This window comes from Methanocorpusculum bavaricum DSM 4179, assembly GCF_000430905.1.
GTDB classification, from domain to species: domain Archaea; phylum Halobacteriota; class Methanomicrobia; order Methanomicrobiales; family Methanocorpusculaceae; genus Methanocorpusculum; species Methanocorpusculum parvum.
This window is the reverse complement of sequence record NZ_AUMX01000016.1, coordinates 38115-58322: the sequence shown is the minus strand read 5'-3', so window position 1 is coordinate 58322 and position 20208 is coordinate 38115. Positions and strand designations below refer to the sequence as shown.

General features: G+C 49.0%; 17 protein-coding genes. 6 read left to right on the top strand and 11 right to left on the bottom strand.

Annotation, left to right across the window (positions count from 1 at the left end; all coding sequences use genetic code 11):
• Positions 1-46: 46 nt before the first annotated feature.
• Positions 47-877: a tetratricopeptide repeat protein gene (locus tag H575_RS05895; RefSeq protein WP_042699371.1), complete on the bottom strand. Its 831-nt coding sequence runs from the start codon at positions 875-877 to the stop codon at positions 47-49.
• The gene (locus H575_RS05890) at positions 877-1440 is read right to left on the bottom strand and encodes a hypothetical protein (protein ID WP_143745008.1); all 564 of its coding nucleotides are present in this window, start codon (positions 1438-1440) and stop codon (positions 877-879) included. The genes H575_RS05895 and H575_RS05890 overlap by 1 nt, the downstream gene beginning before the upstream one ends.
• 93 nt (positions 1441-1533) lie before the next feature.
• Here H575_RS05890 and H575_RS05885 point away from each other — a divergent pair, with 93 nt between their 5' ends.
• The 3 genes from H575_RS05885 to H575_RS05875 are packed head-to-tail and all read left to right on the top strand — an operon-like array spanning position 1534 to position 4382.
• Complete coding sequence (locus tag H575_RS05885; protein ID WP_042699366.1) at positions 1534-2139, top strand: hypothetical protein; 606 nt, start codon at positions 1534-1536, stop codon at positions 2137-2139.
• Between the two features lie 2 nt (positions 2140-2141).
• Entirely contained in the window at positions 2142-2705 is a 564-nt protein-coding gene (locus H575_RS05880) for a hypothetical protein (RefSeq protein ID WP_042699363.1), read from the top strand.
• Positions 2706-2750: 45 nt separating this feature from the next.
• A complete protein-coding gene (locus tag H575_RS05875) occupies positions 2751-4382 on the top strand; it encodes a zinc-ribbon domain-containing protein (RefSeq protein ID WP_042699360.1) in 1632 nt (543 codons plus the stop codon).
• A gap of 550 nt (positions 4383-4932) precedes the next feature.
• Here the strand turns inward: H575_RS05875 and H575_RS05870 are convergent.
• Complete coding sequence (locus H575_RS05870; RefSeq protein WP_042699357.1) at positions 4933-6540, bottom strand: dicarboxylate/amino acid:cation symporter; 1608 nt, start codon at positions 6538-6540, stop codon at positions 4933-4935.
• 159 nt (positions 6541-6699) lie between these two features.
• On the opposite strand from H575_RS05870, the gene H575_RS05865 reads away from it, so the two are divergent.
• Positions 6700-7980, top strand: a complete 1281-nt coding sequence (locus H575_RS05865; RefSeq protein WP_042699354.1) for a hypothetical protein — start codon at positions 6700-6702, stop codon at positions 7978-7980.
• Between the two features lie 129 nt (positions 7981-8109).
• Here H575_RS05865 and mcrA read toward each other — a convergent pair whose 3' ends face one another.
• The 5 genes from mcrA to H575_RS05840 form a co-directional block, all read right to left on the bottom strand.
• Positions 8110-9816 carry a coenzyme-B sulfoethylthiotransferase subunit alpha gene (gene mcrA, locus H575_RS05860; protein WP_042699351.1) on the bottom strand — a complete coding sequence of 569 codons (1707 nt, stop codon included), beginning with the start codon at positions 9814-9816 and terminating at the stop codon, positions 8110-8112.
• A 5-nt stretch (positions 9817-9821) separates the two neighbouring features.
• On the bottom strand, positions 9822-10586 hold the full coding sequence (gene mcrG / locus H575_RS05855; protein WP_042699348.1) for a coenzyme-B sulfoethylthiotransferase subunit gamma: 765 nt from the start codon (positions 10584-10586) through the stop codon (positions 9822-9824).
• A gap of 94 nt (positions 10587-10680) precedes the next feature.
• Positions 10681-11994, bottom strand: a complete 1314-nt coding sequence (gene mcrB / locus H575_RS05850; protein ID WP_042699345.1) for a coenzyme-B sulfoethylthiotransferase subunit beta — start codon at positions 11992-11994, stop codon at positions 10681-10683.
• Between the two features lie 717 nt (positions 11995-12711).
• Complete coding sequence (locus tag H575_RS05845) at positions 12712-14628, bottom strand: heavy metal translocating P-type ATPase (protein WP_042699342.1); 1917 nt, start codon at positions 14626-14628, stop codon at positions 12712-12714.
• 12 nt (positions 14629-14640) lie between these two features.
• Entirely contained in the window at positions 14641-14859 is a 219-nt protein-coding gene (locus H575_RS05840) for a cation transporter (protein ID WP_042699339.1), read from the bottom strand.
• 348 nt (positions 14860-15207) lie between these two features.
• On the opposite strand from H575_RS05840, the gene H575_RS09655 reads away from it, so the two are divergent.
• A complete protein-coding gene (locus H575_RS09655) occupies positions 15208-15336 on the top strand; it encodes a symporter small accessory protein (RefSeq protein ID WP_342664214.1) in 129 nt (42 codons plus the stop codon).
• The gene (locus H575_RS05835; RefSeq protein WP_042699394.1) at positions 15320-16894 is read left to right on the top strand and encodes a sodium:solute symporter family protein; all 1575 of its coding nucleotides are present in this window, start codon (positions 15320-15322) and stop codon (positions 16892-16894) included. The genes H575_RS09655 and H575_RS05835 overlap by 17 nt, the downstream gene beginning before the upstream one ends.
• 109 nt (positions 16895-17003) lie before the next feature.
• Here the strand turns inward: H575_RS05835 and H575_RS05830 are convergent, their stop codons facing one another.
• The 3 genes from H575_RS05830 to H575_RS05820 form a co-directional block, all read right to left on the bottom strand.
• On the bottom strand, positions 17004-17876 hold the full coding sequence (locus tag H575_RS05830) for a glycine betaine ABC transporter substrate-binding protein (RefSeq protein ID WP_042699336.1): 873 nt from the start codon (positions 17874-17876) through the stop codon (positions 17004-17006).
• 141 nt (positions 17877-18017) lie between these two features.
• Positions 18018-18860: an ABC transporter permease gene (locus H575_RS05825; protein ID WP_042699392.1), complete on the bottom strand. Its 843-nt coding sequence runs from the start codon at positions 18858-18860 to the stop codon at positions 18018-18020.
• The gene (locus tag H575_RS05820) at positions 18860-20101 is read right to left on the bottom strand and encodes a quaternary amine ABC transporter ATP-binding protein (protein WP_081406686.1); all 1242 of its coding nucleotides are present in this window, start codon (positions 20099-20101) and stop codon (positions 18860-18862) included. The genes H575_RS05825 and H575_RS05820 overlap by 1 nt, the downstream gene beginning before the upstream one ends.
• Positions 20102-20208: the final 107 nt, after the last annotated feature.

Below are 20208 nucleotides of genomic sequence, written 5' to 3'. Positions count from 1 at the left end.
GTTGTTTTTTTCAGTGCATCGTAAAGAGGGCCGCTTAGATCGATTTTCATTCCAGTTTCCTCCCGCAGTTGTTACAATACTTCTGATTGTTTTGGATCGTGGTCCCGCAATCCGGGCAGGTGTTTTTCTGAAAAATGCGCGAAAAAATGCTTGAGTGTTTTGTATTCCCGGGGTTTTGTTCTGCAGATTTAGCTATGGCTGGCTCGATAGGGTCTGTCCATCCGGGGCCGTGTTCACCCGTAATTATGGGACGATTCAGTATTGCGTCATCAGTTGCCTGAATTCCGCCAACATTGACCGGTGCATTATTATCACCATAAATAATGATATTCGGGTTGGGTGTTACGTTACTCAGAGGACTCGGATCCATTTTATGTGTCTTTGCCAGTTCTAAATCCGCCTCGATCTGAGGGATCGAATCTCTGCCGTGTTTGCTCCCGATTGCGTTTCGCAGAGCTATGTTGAGAGCTTCTTCAGCGAGTACATATTCACCCATCCGGATGAATGTTCGCCCTTTCCAATGCCAGGCGACAACAGACTGTCTGGTGATATCAATACTTTTGTTATAATACGCAATAGCCAGATCATATTTTTCCAGATAATGATAAACACGTCCCGCCCCATGATATGCCCATGCATGACGCCGATCGATTTTTATTGCATGCTCAAAACAGTTGAGGGCATCAGAATATTTACCTAAATGAAGAAGGCACTCACCTTTTCCATGCAAAGCAAAGTAGGTTCTTTGCTTTCGTACAATTGCTTTATCGAAAGCATCGATCGCTGCTTCATAGTTTCCCTGGTGCATGCATTTCCAGCCAAGTTGTTCGTAATTGATACCAGATGTATGGGCTGCGCGATGATGGTGGGTACTCATCACTCATCATCTCCTAAGAAAACCTTCAGTTCTTTATCGATTCTTCCGGCAATAAATGACACAACCTCCCCATATCCCCGCACAATAACTAAAACAGCCGTATTATCTCCCGCCGTTAAAGCAACATCGATCCCTGCCTGTCCTTTCTTCGTGTATGCCGTATATGATTTGATTCCCTGTTTTGTTCCTTCAAACGAAGCCCCGAGTTTATTCATGATATATTTCAGGAAATTCTCAACCGCTGCAGAGTCCATAGTCGTAGTATATTTCAGCTGTGTTGTCTGCTCATTGATATCAGGAGAATAGGTATCTCCTGCGAAAATATGCACTGATCCGGCTCCGACACTCAGACGGGAATACAGATCATCAAGAAATTCATCCACATCATCTCCGGCATAATGGATCACTGTTCCCTTTGGTTTATGTATTTTCCCCTTATCCTTCCAGCGTTCAATAGCGTAATCTATCCGTTTACGCTCCGCATCGGACTGATAATCCACTACTATAAGATAGTCCATTTCAGATATGGAGTATGTTTTAAGACTATATATTTCTATCACCACATTGGATATTGTATTTTATGATAATTATATTTATTCTCCGTTTTGGAGAAATATTTATATCGATAAAAAACCAATGAAATCCTTGTGAGAAAAATGGAACTGAAAAATCTGTTCAAAAAAAGTAATGCGATTGACAAACTCAGGATCACAGAACTTCAGGAAGAAGAACTCAGACTCAAAAGCAGGATCAACCGTCTCAGAAAAGAGATCGATACAATTGAAAAAGACAAAAAGTGCCTTTTTAATGAGGGTATCGGTGCTGACCTGATCAAGAAAAAGATGATCGCTCAGGAGTTGAAACAGCTTGATATGAGCGGCAAACTCAAAATCAAGAACTTCCTGACCTTACACAAACAGTACATGTTTGTATCCAACCTCATCATCATCAAAAAGTATCAGCGGGATCTGGAAACCACCCAGGTCTGGAACAAAATCCAGAGTCTCTCTCCTGAAAACTTCGAGTCGGCCCTCATCAAAGTCAACCTGTCTGGAAAAGGTTTCGAGAATATTCTCGACGATCTCAACCGCATCTTTGCACTTGACATCACGGATTCTGATTCTGATGTTGACGAAGCAGAAAAGCAGATGTTTGACATCTGGAATAGTGTCGAGGCAGGCAGTCTGAATATTTCCGAAGCGGAAAGCATGCTCTCCATAGAAAAAGACATCGAAAAATCCTTAGAAAAAAGTGAGTTCTAAAAATGGCCCGCGGAATCTTTGGACGGAAAACCGGACTTGACAAGATCACCTCAGGTGATCTGCGGAGAACGGCTGCCGGGTTGGAATACCAGTATTCCACCCTTATGAAACAGATGAAAGAAGCTGACGAAAAAATTGAGGCAAACCTCTATGCCGGAAAAGATGCAGCTTCAGAAATCGAAACGCAGTTTGCTGCCCGGCAAGTTGCGAATCAAATGCTCATAAAAAAAGAACTCCTCCAACAGATCCTCGCGACCGAAAACAAACAGCTGGCAGTCGCAAACCTTCTGCGGATAAAAGAGGAAAAGAAAGACCTGGCACATCAGAAACACAACATATTCGATCAGGTCGATATGCATCAGCTTTTGGAAGAGCGTGAGAATACTGAGGTCTCGGCAGAAATCGAAAAAATGCGGGTCACTGAAATTCTCGCCTCAACAAAAGATGGATCATCTGATGACTATGTGCAAATCCTGGCTCTTATGAAAGCACTCAGCGTAGATGATGAAAGTATTGCCTCTGTAAGAATTGAGGTGGAAAAGCTCATTCTTGGGCATATAATTTAAGTGTCTAGGAGATAATAACAGATTACTTATTCAATTGGAGTTATAATGCTGTTTAATAAAAAAATTACCTGTTCCTGCGGTCATGAAAACCCGGCAGGAAGTCAGTTTTGCGGATCGTGCGGTAAAAGACTCGGAGGCCAGGCAAATGGCGTATGTCCCGCGTGTGGTGCAAAACTTGATCCGGGAGCTGCATTTTGTGGGAAATGCGGAGCAAAACTCCTGGATTCTCCGCAAACGATCAATACTGCCGACACCTCCAAAGAATTAGGCAAAAATCGTCAGTGGATGAGAATGCCGGGCGACTTCGCGCAGAGATTTGATATTCAGGATCTCCGCGGTGTCTTTGCAAAACGACTCACCGTAGAACAGGGGACAAAAGCCATTCTTCTTCAGGGAGGGATCTACAAAGGAGCACTTCCTGCAGGAGTGTACAATCTTGGAAACATCTTTGATACCATCGGTCAGTTGAGACTTGATGAACGGACAACTGTCATTCTTGTTGATGCCGGGGAAATCCCTCTTACATTTATGATCCCAAAAGGGGAGTTACGTTCAAAGAATGCCATATCTGTCGGAGCTTCAGGAAAAGTTACTGCACAGATCAAAGACCCGGCTGCCTTCCTTGAAAACTATTTGAAACGTGAACAGCACGTGAGTATTGCAGACATTGAAAGAAGCATCCACTCTGAGCTGAAAAATATTGTCCAGAATAAAATATCCCAATATACTGTTGAAGAGCTGTATGGAAATGCAGCTCTCAGCCAGGCACTAAGTTCCGAGTTCAGGAATAATCTGAATGCGAACTTTGGAAACAAAGGTATAGAGATCTCTCATCTGAATTGTGTGGGCTTTGATGAAGGGGCCTGGAAAGAGGTTCTTGGAGCGCGTGAGGATCTGCAGATCGAAATAGGCAAAGCGAAAGCAGAGTACGAAAAGAAAGCTTACCTGCGTGAAGCAGGAACGGAAGATGCCGTTGGTCAGATCAATGCAAACCATACCATAAAATCCCTTGATCAGGAACTGGGGAACCAGAGAGTTGATGCTAACTTAGGTCATGAACTAGCCAGGGATTCTAAAAAACATGATCACGAACTGGAAAAAGACCGCAAGGAGATCGAGCAGCTTCTGGAGTTCAAAAAACAGAACAAGGCGATCAAACGCGAGGATGAGAGGCAGCATATCGCAAATCTTTCCGAGGCATCGGTCGAAGTTCTTATTTCTCTGGTCGATGATCAGAAGGTCGGCGCCCTTGTCCAGCTTGAACTGGCGAAGAGAGCAAACAGCCTCACGCCGGAACAGATCCTTGCAATGAATGCAAAAGATCCAAAGGCAGCCGCCGAAGCATTGGCATCTCGTGCTAAACTTGAATCAGTTGAGCAGCTGAACGAATTTAGAATCAAGGATCAGCAGGCCTTCAATATGATGATGCAGAGTCAATATAAGGAGAATGCCGAGCAGATGAAGGAGGTAATGAATTCTGCGCTGAATGCCATGGGAAATACGGCGACCGCCCGTTCTACGGCTCAAAATCCCGGGGCAACTGTTGTTTCAGGGGGTATGGGGGCGCCGGTTGTGGTGAATGTGGCGCCTGAAGGAAGTACAAAATGTCAATACTGCTCAGCAAATGTTCCAAACGGAGATGTCTTCTGCCCAAGTTGCGGGAAGAAACAGGAGTGAAATATGCGTAAATGGACTGATGAAAACGGCAGACTTCAGCTGTATGATCATATCTCAGATAGTATGGTCTTTGCCGATAATAATCATAAAATGTGTCCTTTCACCCTCGGTTACTGTGCATCATTAGATCGGGTTCCCGGAATCTGTTTTAAAGATGCCTGTGAACTCTGGGATCCGGTAATGAACCGATGTTCCCTTTCCGATAGAGTAAGAGCAGAGGGATTACATGATGAGAGTTGATCTCTCCACTTTAATCTCTTATTTGTGATTTTTGAATACGGCTTACTCGGTGTGGTCTCATAATGAGGAAGACATAGACCTGTTGGGAGGCGCCGGGGCGCCGACAGGATTTGCCCGAACGCTCCCGATGAGGGATGAACCGGCGGGACGATAAGGCCCGCCGTGTTCAAGTGAGGATAAGCAAATCCGATTCGTTTCGCCCGAAGGGCGGATTTGCGTCGATTCGCGGTTTTTTCTCATGCTTCCACACCTAACAAACTCCTTCCAGAATTGGATTGAGGATGAAACCGCGCTACTCCTATTCTGACCGTCATCCTCTCATCACATTTTCATCGACCATATCCAGTCCGCCGGCTACGTGGACCATATCCACCGGAACGGCGACCATGTTCAGGGATGTACTTACGAAGTCCAAAACGATCTCCAGTACAACGGCGATACCAAGCGCTTCGACGGGTATTCCAAGCTGCAGGAACAAAATCGAGTAGCAGGCGATACCCCCTCCGGGAACCGGCGGAACTGCCAGAGCCAGGAGTCCTGAAGTCAGTATCGCGGCAAATATCCATGAGATAGTGATCGGCACGCCATATGTGTCGGCCATAAACAGACAGACACAGAAGAAGATCGCCGCATGTCCCGGCCGGGAGAACGCGGTCCCGAGAGGGACGCCGAAGTTCACGAGTTTATGATGGATGCCTAACTTTTTCTCGCAGCACTCCATGTTTGTCGAGAAGGTCGCCGCAGACGATGCGGTCGTAAGAGCGACCAGAAAGGTAGGCAGCAGTTTTTTTATCAGCAGGATCGGGGAGATCTTTCTCCGGATCGAAACACTCATGATCATCAGTACAAGGTTTGCGCTCACACAGAGGAGGATGATCACAAACAGTTTTACGAGACCCGACATGTCGGAGAGCATATCTGTGAGCATCAGCTGAAGAATGCTGATGAAGATGATGATCGGGAGAAGCGAGGTGATCCATTCCATGATCAGCTGGATGATGTTGTTTGCCTGCCCGACGAACTGTACGATCACCGGGATCTTTTTGTTGAGGATCAGCATGGCAAGACCGAATGCCACTGCGAGAAAGATGATCTGGAGCGAGTTTCCCTCGACGAACGGCGAGATGAGGTTGGAGGGGACGATATTCAGGATCATGGAAAATATCGCGGTGAACTCTCCCCCGCTTACCGCACTGCCGCTGGCTGCATACTCGAAAAACGGGATACAGACCAGGGCGCAGATGACCAGCGTGAAGTAGATCCTGCCGAGGTATCGGCCAATGACGCGTTTTCCTACGTTTCCAAGAGTGGCCGTATCACCAATACTGTAGATACCCCAGATAAGGGATAAAAACATCATGGGAAGCGCTGTTGCGATCAATAGTCCGATGAAGGTATCGAACAGAGGAGTTACGATGACCTCAGAGAAGGTATGTCTGATATCATACGGAAGTTCCCGACAGAGAAGACCAACGCATACTCCGGCAACTATCGAGCAGATCAGGTAGATAAGCGGATTGATCTTTTTCCGCTTCGGCATGAGGGCGATCTGATTTTCACCGTTTACGTAATGGTAGGAAGGAGTGAGCCCGATATTTGCAAGCAAGGTCTGGACCGAGTTGCCGCCGTTTAAAACACAATCTCCCCCGTCTTCTCCGAAGGGATTCACTCTGGGTCCCGATACCGAGAGGTTGATATACTGACGACCCAGACGTTTTCCGCTCCGATAGGTACCTTCTGTTCCTTCGCCGAGGACGTCGAGCCATTTCAAAAGGACCTGTTCGACAGCAAGATGGAGACGCTCGACGTCGTACACCTCGAGGTCACCCTCTTTTAGCGCCTCCGCTGTCAGAGAACTGATCTGTCCTACCGCGTCTTTTGAGAGACGAAATGTGAGTGTTTTTGCGGAGACTGCCATACTTCTGTTACCGAACCTCTACTCAAGTATCCAGACTGGTTGTACTTTCATGATGATAATAATTCTATTTCTTTCGTGCGTATGATCAGGAGCGTGCCGAGATTTTTTCTGCAGAGATAGAAATAGGCTGACGACACATACTCATCTGGATATATTCTTATGGCCGATATCATTATCCATTCCGCAAAACTCGATCGCTTTCAACGCAATTTTAATAATAACAGATTTTATTTCATCTCCCTCCAGCTGGATCTGAGCGGCACTATCGATGTTGGCCGTCTGGAAACGGCTGTCAAACGAACTGCTGATGCCGTCAAAATTCTCAGATGTTATTATAACGGCAGTCCTGAGTCAGAGGAGAGCGGATGGGTGCTGCTCAAGGAGATACCAAAATGGGTGAGAGTAGCCAGTGCCGACCCTACGAATGTAACGGCCATTCTGGAGAACCTGCCGGCCGAACATTCCCCTCTGCACGTGGTCGTTGACCAGAAAGGGTCATTATGTACGCTGGTATTCTCGATAGATCACACGGTGACCGACGCACACGGATTATGGGATATTGTCGGTATGATCTCGGCATGTTATAGAAATCTTGGCTGGGATCCGGATTATTCACCCGTCCCCTTACGAGAATCTGACGACCGGTCGATGAGACCGCTTCTTGCGTCCTATTCTCTGGAGACCTGCGCGGAAATATGCCGTGCTGAAGCGGAAAAACGGATCCCTGTCCAACAGTACAAAAAATTGTTTGTCGTCCCGCAGGATAGACGGGGAATGCCTAAGCTATTTACCCAAAAGATAGGGCCGCTGATGCTGAAAAACATGAAGGCGTTCGCACATCTGCATCATGCAACATTGAATGATGTCCTGCTTACGGTGTATGCGGCTGCATTACAGGAGTATGTGCAGAAAACGTTCAATACCTCGATGTCGATCGTGCCGATTCGCGGCGCGGCGGATCTCAGAAAATATCTCCCCCCCTATCTTCGAAACGAGATTAAAAACTACTCAGTGTCTTACTGGTCACGAGTACCTATCCCGGGATCGGGCGATCTTGTTTCGATCCTTCATGAAGTTACCGCATTATCTGAAAGGAACCGGATGACTGCTCCGGGGATCGGGGAGCTGTTTGCTATCGAAGAGCCTGATTCAAAAGCCGCGGGACCCTATCTTGAGCCCGAGTATTATTCGACACCGTTCATATCGAATGCAGGAGTCCTGCCAAAAGATGTAGTGGATTTCGGGAACGGCGTTTCGGTGAAAGATGCTCTCAGTTATCCAAATATCACCACAGGAAATCCGTTCGTTATTGTGGTCGTTACCTGGGAAAATACGATGTCGCTTTCCATATTGACCGATGGGGCGTATGATACGGCCGCTCATCTCCTGAAGCGGATGGGTGAACTCATTGGTGAACTGGACACATTCGTGAACATCTAATCTTTTTGAACAGAACGTCTCAATACTGCAGAAGATTGAGATGCTGATCATTTTTTTCTGCTCCACTCCGAGCAGGTTTTCCTTTAGTGAATGGTTAAAAAAGAAAAAAATGAGTGGTTGATTAACCACTTACTGTGCCGGGATGATGAGAGATCTCTCGCCAGCGGGCATGAATTCGCGGATTGCTCCTTTGGCGAATTCTTCACGCGGGTGAGCGAAGTCGAACTTCAGGGCCGGGTCTGCGAAACAGATCTTGATCAGCGGGGAGAGGGTCCATGCATCGCCGCGGCCGAAGTGGGCGGATGCTGCGATGGCTGCGTATTCTCCCTGGTGACCGACGTTCATTGCATAGTTCGGGTAGTTTGGTCCGCGGAACTCGCCGATACAGCCTTCATCAGGTCTGATGGAGAGTGAGTTTGCGGAACCGCACTGGTCCTGCAAATCGTAGCCGAAGAAACCAAGTCTGGACCAGCCGTCTTTGTGCAGAAGCATGGACAGATACCAGCCGTTGAGACCGGCGTTGGAGTTTCCGGTTGCAATCGACGTGGAGATACCGGAGGCTGCTGCAAGAACGGCTGCACGCTGGGAACCGCCGAAGTGGTCTTCCATCATGGTCGGGAACTGTTCATACTGCTCCATACCGTAAAGGTTGACTTCGGTTGCGATGTCGTTGACAACTTCCTGGGTTGCTTTGACTTTGTCTTTTGCGTTCGGATTCTTGGTGTCGACCTTGTACTTGTCGTGGAGGTAGTCCATTCCGTAGTAGGTGAAGTCATCAAGGATGTTATCCGTGTAGGCTGCTGTTGCATACTGGGTGAAACCGACACCGCCGGACATATAGGATCCGAGCCAGATCTGGTCGAAGAGCATGGCGCCTGCTGCGACATTTTCCAGGGAAGCTTTTGCCGGGTCGTTCGGGTTGACACGGTCGGCCTGGATCATATCGGAGAAGTTACCAAAGAGCATTCCTCCGGGCTCATTCGGGCCGCGGGCACGGCGGGCCGGCAGGTGGTGGGCCATGTTGATGACACCAGCGTGCTTTGCTGCAAAGGACAGGTCAGCAACTGCTGCTTCACCGGCGCACATACGGTATGCTGCAATGAAGGACATACCGATCTGCATGGCGGACCAGCGGGAGGTCGTTCCGCCATCACAGGTACGGCCGACAAGGGTCGGCATGTGGACGCACTGCCAGAGGGATTTGCCGACTGCTGCCTGGAGGGCTTCAGCCTGCTTCTTCGGGAAGAGCTTTTCTACATCGATGACGAACTGGGGCTCGAGGTTGTCGGCGAGTTCCTGGTCACCGGTAAATACACGGACGTAACAGTCGTCGGTAAGTCCCGGGTGGGTCTCGACCATGTGTTCCTGAACGACGGCGCCTCCGGGCATTGCGTGGTTCACGACGTGGAGATACTCGTTGATGGTTTCAGGAGTTACTTCCTTGCCGAGACGCTTCTGCAGGGTCTGGTGGGCCATGTCCATGGACACGATTACGGTTCTGCGGATATCATCCCACATCTGCTGCATGGCAGCATTGTTGACGAAGTGCAGATCATCACCCTCAACGAAGGTTCCGGTGCCGGAGATCTCGTAGGTCATCAGCTGGCGCTGACCCATCGGGATACCGCCAAGGTGACAGTGTTCCGGATCATACATGGAGATTCCACGTGCTGCTTCGATCTTCTTGTTGGCTGCCATGAACTCCTTTTTACGGGCAGACTGCTGGACGCCGTTAAACTTGTAGAACTCTGCAGTGGTGGATTCAACGTCCTGTTTTGGGAACTTCTGCTTGAGTGCATCAAGGAAAAGTTTCTGGGTCTTTTCTACTTTTGCCATATTACTCAGGCCTCCTTGGGCATGAATCCGTATTTGGTACGGAGGGCGTGGATACGCTGAACGTATGCAACATATTCACTGTCAGAACGGAATGGGGTTCCGACAAGGGAGTGGAACATCGGGGTGTTCTCTTTGAGCCAGGCTGCGTCCATCGGTTTGCCGACAGCGACTTTGCGGTCAAGGGGGAGAGCCACCTGATCTTTAACGTATTTTACAACACCGTCGGTGTCGAGAATACATCTCTGTACTGCGTCGAACATCATACCGTTCTCTGCGAGACGGAGGGAGTGTCCATGCACGGTTGCACCGCGGATACCAACGGTTGCTGGGTCAAAAAGACTGCTCTCGACAAGTTCGCGTGCGTATCCTTCAAGGTCACGCTCACGGCACTCGACGATCTGACGGCCGGAGAGAGTTCCCGGGTCGATACCACGGTAGCGGTACATCTCGAGATAGGTTCTCTGGTAAGGCTGACAGGGTGCGTTCAGCATAGAGTCAGCGAACTGAATGTATCTGACACGGTCACCAGCTTTTGCGCCTTCGGTCGGCTGAACGATCTTACGGATCGGGCAGTCGGGTTCACCCTGCTCTGCGAGTGGAGGGTGTGCGGACGGGTATGCCTGTCCTGGTGCACGGTGTCCCATGATAAGGACAAGGTCCTCATCAGTAATATTACGAATCTTATCGAGCTTTACGTTCGGGTTCATCTGGTTGCGACGAACTTCCGCGACGCGGGAGGTTCCCGGCCCGTATTGTGGTGTATATGCCATTTTTATGTTCCTTCGTAGATTTTTTCATTCATTCACGGAAAAATCCGACCGATTACCGGTCGGATTTGTCAGCTTCTGCTATACGGGTATTAAGTTATGCAACTTTTGCAATTGCCTGGATCGGGCGTGCAAACTCTTCGATCTTACCGAAGGTCTCACCATAGATCTTGGCGGTTCCTTCCGGAGAGAACATCTGAGTGCCTGCATCAAGTGCACATGCTGCAACTGCACAAGGCATTGCGACACCTGCTGCGTGGCGGGTAACGACGTGGTTTCCGTTGAAGATACCAGGTCCTCCTCCACCATAGATGGAGTGGCTGAAGAAGGAGAAACCAACGCCGGCTCCCATAACTCTTCCAAAGTCGGATCCCGGAAGTCCGGTTTCGTGTTCAAGAAGGTCGTTGAAGTAGAGTAACGTGGAGGATGCAGCCTGTGCCATTCTTCCAGCTCCTGCATTGACCATGGTTGCGGCGAGGGTGCCGGCGGATGCGTAGGCGTTCCAGAGCATCGGGTCCTTGGTCTCGTAGGGTTTGAAGTAGCCGCCTGGGGCTCCTGCAGTCTGCGTGATTACTTTGTCTTCCAGTGCACGCTCGACTAAGGACTGAACAACAGTACCGACAGTACCGGTCTGGCCGTTTGCTTTCACAATATCGTAGACGATGTTGTTGGCGTTAAGACCCTGGTAAGCAAAGAGTAAGAGCTGTGCACGCTCGAATGGGCCGATTGCGTTACCCATCTCGAACTGACCTGCATGCTCGAAGGTGGATGCGAGGGCTGCACCCTGCATTGCGTTTCTGTGGGTCATCATTACAGTCTGGTTTGCCGGAATGTTACGAAGTGCATATCCAAGAGACTCGTTGTTCTGCGGGATGGACATGATCATAGAACATGCTCCGCCTGCGAGATCCATTGTGACCGGGTAAGTACCGAATGCTGCTGCTTTGACAGTGTTCGCGTTGAACATGTCAACGTTGAACTGCTCAACAACTGCGTAGGTCGTTGCTGCTGCTACAGAGGTAAGAGCTGCATCGTAGGTCGCAGCTGCTGCAATACGTGCCGAGGGGACTTTGACGAGCAGAAGTTTACCGCCGTTGAAGCGTTTGATCTCCGTGTCGTCGCCTGTTTCAACAGAGACGTACTCTTTGATCTTTGCTTCGATAGCATCGATATTTCCAAGGATATCAAGGTCAAGTTCGCGTCCGAGGATCTGCTGGTGCTTACCGATCTTACCTGATTTCAGACCTTCCTGCATACCGCCAAGATTGACTGCAACGGAACGTTTTGTGTCGTCAATGATCTTCTTGACTGCCGGGTTCACAAGCGGGCTGATCCGCTCAAGGGATATATTACTCCGTAAGAGTTTACCATTGTCATCATATAAGTCGATGACATCCTTGTATTTTGCCATAATGTTTACCTGTTTTTACTTCATGCAAATCGCATGCTTTTTACCGAACGGAGTTTTATTTAATGGGACAAAATCTGTTCCAAGGAGATTGGACAGACTTATTTTACCAATATACATAATTAACACAAAATACTATCAATTAATATATTAGTAACAAAATAATCTCCAGTTCTCCATATTTGTTTTTTGTTAAATGATTTATATCTTGCTTTATTAGTCAAACATACTCTATTCTAAGCATTTCATTAAATGGTGGATATACGCTCTCATAAAGTCAAATCTGATAAATTTATATTGAACAAAGTGATACGATTAATAACAGAAATATTACAATGTGGCAGGTTCGGAATTTTATGGCCCGCATCTTGGTCCTATATTCGTGGACAAAAATCATTCGACCGGTGTAGATGATTCTATAATAGAATATGTCACGTCCCCTCTCGACTTCACTCCGTTTGTCTGATTTTTTGCCTAAAAAAAGTGTATTTCTGGTAATGCTGGAATTATTTCCAGCCATTTTTACTGATTTTTATCAGGATATCCTGTAACGATTCTATGGGAAAATGAGAGAAAACAGACTCTCGGATATCGAATATCCGGTTATTTGTCATCCATCTTCCTGCAGGAAATATGTGTAGTTATGTGCGCTCTTGAGTTATTCCCCGTATCCTTAACCCCTCCGCGCCGTAAATGAGGGATTAATCTTACATCTTCGAATCAGATCTCATAGGTGCCCGGGAGTTTTTCCCCCTCCCTATCGCTTTTCAACGTCCTCATCGCATTCAGTATCGCAATGAACGCAACCCCTACATCTGCAAACACCGCTTCCCACATATTCGCGACACCCAGTGCAGCAAGGATCAGCACAAGGAACTTTACTCCGAGAGCGAACACGATGTTCTGGACAACGATGTGCATTGTCCTGCGTGAGATATCTATCGCAGATATGATTTTCAGAGGGTCATCATCCATAAGGACGATATCGGCCGCTTCGATAGCCGCATCGGATCCAAGCGACCCCATCGCGATCCCGATATCGGCACGTGTAAGGACAGGAGCGTCATTGATCCCATCCCCGACAAAGGCCGCCGAGCTGCCTGCCCTTTGATTAGCCAGGATCCTCTCCATCACTGAGATCTTATCTTGGGGAAGAAGACCTGCATAATACTCGTCGATCCCCAATTCACGGGCAATTGAAGCCGCCGCAGGCGGATAATCCCCGGTTAACATGACAACACGCCGGATACCACGTTTTTTCAATTCGGCAATTGCTCGAACGGCAGTAGGTTTGACTGTGTCGGCGATCACTATCCAGCCGGCATACATTCCGTCAACGGCAACATGAATCGCAGATCCTGCTGAATTCATATCTCCGGCATCGACCCCCAGTTCCTGCATAAATCCGGAGTTTCCTACTGCGATCCGGCGACCAAGATACAGGGCAGTAACACCATGGCCGGCATACTCGGAAATATCCGTGAGATCACCGGTATGGACAGGCTGCTGATATGCAGCCCGTAACGAAACGGCGATCGGATGGGTGCTGTATGCTTCTGCATGTGCAGCAAATGCCAGCAGTTCACTCTCCGACATACCGACCGGATGTATCTCAGTTACGGAAAAACTTCCTTTGGTAAGCGTACCCGTTTTATCGAAAACGAACGTGTCAGCTTTTGACAAAGCTTCCAGATACCTGCTTCCCTTCACCAGTATCCCGAATCGCGAAGTGCCTCCGATCCCGCCAAAGAAACTGAGCGGGATCGAGATAACGAGGGCGCACGGACAGGAAACAACGAGAAAGATCAAGGCTCTCTCTATCCAGATTGTAAACGGCTCGGCAAGGATCAGCGGCGGTATCACTGCCAAAACCAGAGCCGCAAGGACGACTGCGGGTGTGTAATACCGGGAAAATCTTGTGATGAACTGCTCGGACTTTGCCTTTTTACCTGCCGCGTTCTCAACTAACTCAAGAATGCGGGTGACGGTCGATTCGCTCAGCGGCTTTGCTACCCGAACATGAAGCACGCCGCTAACGTTGATACATCCGCTGATCACCTGATCCCCGACGCTGACATAACGCGGGAGAGATTCTCCCGTGAGCGAAGCTGTATTCAGCTCCGAAGAACCCGCGATCACCACGCCGTCGACCGGGACCCGGTCTCCTGCTTTGATCACGATATGATCTCCGACCTGCAGTTCATCGGGATCGACGGAGACGATCACTCCTTCGCGCTCGATATATGCATGGTCCGGGCTGATGTCCATCAGCTCAGCGATCGATCTGTGGGATTTCTCCACTGCATAATTCTGAAACAGTTCCCCGATCTGATAAAAAAGCATCACTGCTACTGCTTCAGGATACTGTCCAAGGAAAAATGCCCCGATCGTCGCGATCGACATCAGAAAATGTTCATCAAAAACATTGCCTTGAAGAATATTTTTACCGGCACGCAGAAGTACATCCCCGCCGATCACAAGATAAACGGCAAGAAACAGCACAAACTCGGCATACTGCGAGTAGGATTCGGGAAAGACCCCACTTGCTGAGAGCAAAACGGCGATAGCAAAGAAAACCGACGCTGCGATTATCCGATACAGTGATCGGCGCTGTTTTTTTGTTAGGGTAATAGTCATAGAACGGATTCGTTACTCCTTGATGAAACAGTCGGGCTCAACCCGTCTGCAGATGACCGCAGCTTCTTTGAGGATATCGGGAAAACGCCCCTCATCCGCGTCAAGAACAAGCCGTCTGGTCATGAAACTGATACTCGCCTCATGAACGCCCTCGATCTTTCTTATCCCGTTTTCCATAACTGCTGCACAGTGTGCGCAGTCAAGATTTTCCAGTTTGAAACTCTTTTTCATAATAGTCTCCAAATACATATCACCGTTGGATTGCCGGCGGTATTAAGCAAAAAGTGACTCGGAGAACAGGTAGTTTCCTGCAGGAAACTGCATATAGGGATGAAATCTGCCTATTCCGGCAATACGCTCATTATTTATAGATAAAACTCAAACCATGTGAACGATTCTCATGGACGTAGAACGCACGAGTAATTCATGCGGCATTCTATCTACGTTCCACGTTTTCTTTTTCTTCTTTAGATAGGAGAACCACCGTTACGTTCGCGTATCATGGTTCTCCGCTTGATCTGATACAGCGACCGTATGGTGTCGAAAACGCCCGAATCACCCAAAACTAGGTGAATTTCTATGTTAGGCATCAGTGACCCGTGGGTATGGATGACATACCTCATCTGCTTGATAGCGCTGCTATTCTGCGGAATCTACGGATACATAAATTGGAACAAGGACAGTGATGATGATGACGGTAAGCACTGAGCTAACGATCGGCATCGTCGCATTCTACCTTGTGATGATCATAGGTATCGGATATTACGGATATAGACGAACAAAAAAAGTTGAAGACTACATGGTTGCCGGACGAAATACGCATCCGGTTATAATTGCCCTATCCTACGGAGCCACGTTCATCAGCACGTCCGCCATCATCGGTTTTGGCGGAACGTCGGCTCAATACGGAATGAGTCTGATGTGGCTGACCGTATTGTGTATCGTGGTCGGAGTGATCATCGCCTTTATATGCATGGGGAAACGGATCAGACGGATCGGAAAAGATCTGGGGGCCCTGACCTATCCCGAACTCCTCGGTAAGATGTATGGATCGAAGAAGATCATCTATGCTACCGGCGCGATCTTTGTCGCAGCAATGCCTCTGTACACAGCGGCAGTGCTGATCGGCGGGGCACGTTTCATTGAAACGACCCTGGGTATCCCGTACATGACAGCCCTGCTCGGTTTTGCCGGAGTTGTTGCGTTGTATGTCGTAATAGGCGGTCTGATGGCCGTCATGTACACCGATGCGGTCCAGGGAGCGATCATGCTCGTCGGTATGGGTGTTCTGCTTGTGCTGACCTACATCTATCTCGGAGGCGTGACAGCGGCGAACAGTGCACTTGACTCAATGGGATCTCTCGTTCCAAGCACACTCTCCTCAATGGGTATGACCGGCTGGACCTCCATGCCGGAGTTCGGATCTCCGATCTGGATGACGGTCATTACGACTCTCGTTCTCGGCGTGGGAGTGGGCGTCCTTGCACAGCCTCAGCTTGCGGTAAGATTCATGACAGCAAAAGACGGCAAATCGCTGAACCGGGCGATCCCTATCGGCGCTCTCTTCATCGTGATGATGACGGGAGTAGCGTTCACCGTCGGACCTCTGACGAATGTGTATTTCATGGATACAGTTGGGATGCTCGCAATCGATGCTGCCGGCGGAAATGCAGATTTGATCATTCCGCTGTACATCAACTCGGCGATGCCTGAACTCTTTGTTATCATCTTCATGCTCACGCTGCTTTCGGCCGCCATGTCGACCTTATCATCCCTCCTGCATACCATGGGTACCACACTCGGCGGGGATATCTTTGCCAGAATGAAAGGGGTTCGCTACTCGATCAGGGCAAATCAGATCGGTATCGTGGTAATGATGATCGTCAGTGTTATACTCGCGGTGATGATGCCTGGAAGTATCATTGCCCGGGCAACCGCCATGTTTATGGGCCTGTGCACTGCAGCTCTTCTGCCGGCTTTCGTTCATGGGATCACCTCAAAGACTCCGTCCTATCTTGCTGCAAAATGGAGTATGACTGCAGGTGCCGGAGGCTGGCTTCTCTGGGCGGTTTTCTGTCACACGGCGGAGTCGAAGATGCTTGGAATATGTCATGCACTATTCGGGGTAGACTCTCTCGTCAGTTCACCTTGGTGTTATCTCGACCCGCTGGTGGTGGGTGCGGCGCTCTCGGTCACTATCCTTCTTGTCCTGATTCCTATGGACAAGCATAAGATAACGCATGAGGATCAGATGAGTTTGAAATAAACCCTCCCTTTTTTGATCTTGGCTTATGCTGAAAGCCCTGTATTTCTTGAGGAAAAATACCTGCATCACGTTCGGGATTGCTGAGACTAAATTAAAAAAAGAGAAAGGATCAGGCGTTTCCGATCCAGTAAGCTACTTTGTCAGGGTTTGCATCGATCCATGCTTTTGCGGCATCCTTCTCAGACATTCCTCCGGCGATCGCATTCATCACCGAGGTGATGTCGGCAGTCGTCCATTCGAATCTGCTCAGGATTCCATATGCCTTCGGGTCATCGGTCTTCAGATCAAGACGTGAAAGTGTCACGATGTCCTCAGCTCCGCCGTAGACACCCTTTGGATCCTCAAGGAACTTGAGATCATACCGGCTGAACTTCCAGTGCGGCGACCATCCGGTCACAACGATCCATTCATTTTTATTGATCGCTGACGCGAGTTCAGCCGCCATGCCTGCACTGCTGCTCGTCACCAGAGTGAAATCGAGATCATACTCGTTAATTGCCTGCTCGGTTCGGGATGTAATACCTGCTCCCGGCTCGATGCCGACAATCCTCTTGTCAAACGAATCGGCAGCGCTGTTCAGCTCCTCGATCGAGTCGATCGTTACATAGGACGGGACAACAAGACCGATGCGTGCCGCACCCTTGATGTTTTCATGCACATAATCGATTTTGTCTCCGTAGGAGTTCCAGTAGTTCTCATGAGTATACGGCAGCCATCCGGTCGTCGTAAAATCAACATCTCCTTTTGCAAGTGCCTGGAAGAGCGGGCCTGCATCGACCGCGACGAGCGTGACGTCATAACCTGCTTCTTCGAATACCTGTTTCATTACATTTGTACTGGCAATAGCGCAGTCCCATGTGACATACCCGATGCTGATCTCTTTTGCTGGTTCAGACGGCTGGGAAACACACCCCGCAGTGAAAAGAACGAGCAGTACGAGAAGCCCGGTGATTATGATCAGTGTTGTTTTCTTTTGATTCATAGATTATCTCCATTAATGATTACCCCAGTAAAGGGAGTGAATAATACCTGAAGGATGCATGACTCTCATAGCGGTCATACACTCTCCATCGTGTTTGACGGGGTTTCGTTTTTTATGCGGATACGGGAACGCACGTTCCTGTCACTTACTTCCATACTTTGGTACAAGATTTTGCGTGATCCGGTCGAAGATGATCGCAAGTATCACGATCGCAAGACCTGCCTCGAATCCCATCCCGATATCCACACGCTGGATGCCGACGAGAACCTGATACCCAAGTCCGCCAGCTCCGATCATTGAAGCAATCACGGTCATCGAAAGGGCAAGCATGATACACTGATTGACCCCGGCCATGATCGTTGGAAGTGCAACCGGAAGCTGGACCTTGAACAGTTTTTGTCTGGGAGTTGCGCCAAACGCATCAGCCACCTCGATAAGTTCAACAGGAACCTGTCGGATGCCAAGCGTCGTGAGACGCAATGCCGGAGGCATGGCAAAGATCACTGTTGCGATAATGCCCGGCACACTACCGAGACCGAAGAAGATAACGGCTGGGATCAGATACACAAATGACGGCATCGTCTGCATGAAATCCAGAAACGGCCGAAGGATCGTGTTCAGTGTGTCGCTTCTCGCGGCCGCGATCCCTATAGGTATCGACAGAGCGAGCGCGATCACCGTTGCGATGAGGACAAGGACCACTGTGAGCATCGAAAGTTCCCACAGACCAAGATCCCATATCAGCAAAAGACCAAGAGCCGTCAGTATCGTCATTTTAAGATCATGACGCGTAACGAACCAGACGAGAACGCTGATAAGCACGATCAAAACCGGAGCCGGTATGGCAAGCAGGAGATCCTCAAATCCGCTCACAAGTACGCGAAGACCTGTGCTTATCGCGTCAAGCAACCAGGAGAAGTACATCTCTATCCAGTCGACGATAATCTCAACAACATCTCCGATAGGAAGTTTCGGCAATTCCATCATGCCTCACCTCCTTTTCTTGCGAGTGCAGCCAAAATGGATGCGCGGGATACCAGACCGTGCATTCTGCCGTTCTCATCCACCACCGGAAGAGGGTGATTACTCTGGACGATCAGCGAAAGAATGTCGGGAATTGTCGCATCGGGTGCGACGGTGGCAACATCGGTCCTCAGGATATCAGACAGATTTTTTCCTTCCTTAACTGCACTAACGGTGTCCTCAAGCGTCACAAATCCCCGGAGAATCCGGTGGCGGGTGATAACAAATATCATTGAGATATCATGCTCTTCCATCAGGTGGAGAGCCACCCGCGGGCCGGCAGTGCACTGGGCAACCGGTTCTGGACGACGCATGACGTCTTTTGCCGTGAGGACACGGGTCAGGTCAACATCGGCGACGAACTTTTCGACATAGGCATTCTCAGGATTTGTCAGAATCTCCTCCGGCGTGCCGATCTGAACGATCGATCCGTCTTTCATCAGCGCAATCCGGGTGCCGAGTTTCAGTGCTTCGTCAAGATCATGGGTCACAAAGATGATCGTCTTGCCGAGCCTCTCCTGAAGTTCCAGCAGTTCATCCTGCATATCCCGGCGGATAAGTGGATCAAGAGCACTGAATGCTTCATCCATCAACAGGATGTCAGGGTCGCTCGTTAGCGCACGAGCTAGACCGACCCGCTGTTTCATGCCGCCTGAGAGTTCGGAAGGCATACTTGACCCGTAGCCGCCAAGGCCGACCATCTCAAGGACCTCTTCGGCCCGCTGATTACGTTCATCTTTGGAAACGCCCATGATCTCAAGACCAAAGGCAACGTTGTCCAGAATATTTCTTTGCGGAAGAAGTGCAAAATTCTGGAAGATCATACCAAGCTTGTGTCGGCGGATATGCCGCAGCTCTTCATGATTCATGCCGACGATTTCCACACCGTCGATCTCGATCTTACCTTCGGTCGGATCAATAAGACGATTAATACAGCGAAGGAGCGTTGATTTTCCGCTCCCGGAAAGACCCATAAGAACAAAGGTCTCTCCCCGCATAACCTCGAATGAGACGTTATGCAAAGCTATCGTCGCTTTTGTCTCGTCGTAAACTTCCTTTTTCGACCGGCCCAAACGATGAAGTTTCAGCGCTTTCTCCGGGTCATGCCCAAAGACTTTGGTCAGATCCTGTACACGAATGATCGGCTCTGATTCAGGCGGATCTCCGCTGCATACTATTTCAACTATAACGAAACCCTCCAACTTAGTATTTGTTGTTAATCTTTGTTAAAATGACCCATTCTCAAAAAAACTCAATTTAAACGGGAATTTTGATTTTTGACTCATTATGCCCCTCAATTCAAAATTTA

Excerpts from the sequence above, each read along its gene's own strand:
- mcrG (WP_042699348.1), bottom strand. The coding sequence starts at position 10,586 with ATGGCATATACACCACAATACGGGCCGGGAACCTCCCGCGTCGCGGAA.
- H575_RS05885 (WP_042699366.1), top strand. The coding sequence starts at position 1,534 with ATGGAACTGAAAAATCTGTTCAAAAAAAGTAATGCGATTGACAAACTC.
- H575_RS05895 (WP_042699371.1), bottom strand. The coding sequence starts at position 877 with ATGAGTACCCACCATCATCGCGCAGCCCATACATCTGGTATCAATTAC.
- H575_RS05870 (WP_042699357.1), bottom strand. The coding sequence starts at position 6,540 with ATGGCAGTCTCCGCAAAAACACTCACATTTCGTCTCTCAAAAGACGCG.
- H575_RS09655 (WP_342664214.1), top strand. The coding sequence starts at position 15,208 with ATGTTAGGCATCAGTGACCCGTGGGTATGGATGACATACCTCATCTGC.
- H575_RS05840 (WP_042699339.1), bottom strand. The coding sequence starts at position 14,859 with ATGAAAAAGAGTTTCAAACTGGAAAATCTTGACTGCGCACACTGTGCA.
- mcrA (WP_042699351.1), bottom strand. The coding sequence starts at position 9,816 with ATGGCAAAAGTAGAAAAGACCCAGAAACTTTTCCTTGATGCACTCAAG.
- H575_RS05845 (WP_042699342.1), bottom strand. The coding sequence starts at position 14,628 with ATGACTATTACCCTAACAAAAAAACAGCGCCGATCACTGTATCGGATA.
- mcrB (WP_042699345.1), bottom strand. The coding sequence starts at position 11,994 with ATGGCAAAATACAAGGATGTCATCGACTTATATGATGACAATGGTAAA.
- H575_RS05880 (WP_042699363.1), top strand. The coding sequence starts at position 2,142 with ATGGCCCGCGGAATCTTTGGACGGAAAACCGGACTTGACAAGATCACC.
- H575_RS05835 (WP_042699394.1), top strand. The coding sequence starts at position 15,320 with ATGACGGTAAGCACTGAGCTAACGATCGGCATCGTCGCATTCTACCTT.
- H575_RS05830 (WP_042699336.1), bottom strand. The coding sequence starts at position 17,876 with ATGAATCAAAAGAAAACAACACTGATCATAATCACCGGGCTTCTCGTA.
- H575_RS05875 (WP_042699360.1), top strand. The coding sequence starts at position 2,751 with ATGCTGTTTAATAAAAAAATTACCTGTTCCTGCGGTCATGAAAACCCG.
- H575_RS05865 (WP_042699354.1), top strand. The coding sequence starts at position 6,700 with ATGGCCGATATCATTATCCATTCCGCAAAACTCGATCGCTTTCAACGC.
- H575_RS05825 (WP_042699392.1), bottom strand. The coding sequence starts at position 18,860 with ATGGAATTGCCGAAACTTCCTATCGGAGATGTTGTTGAGATTATCGTC.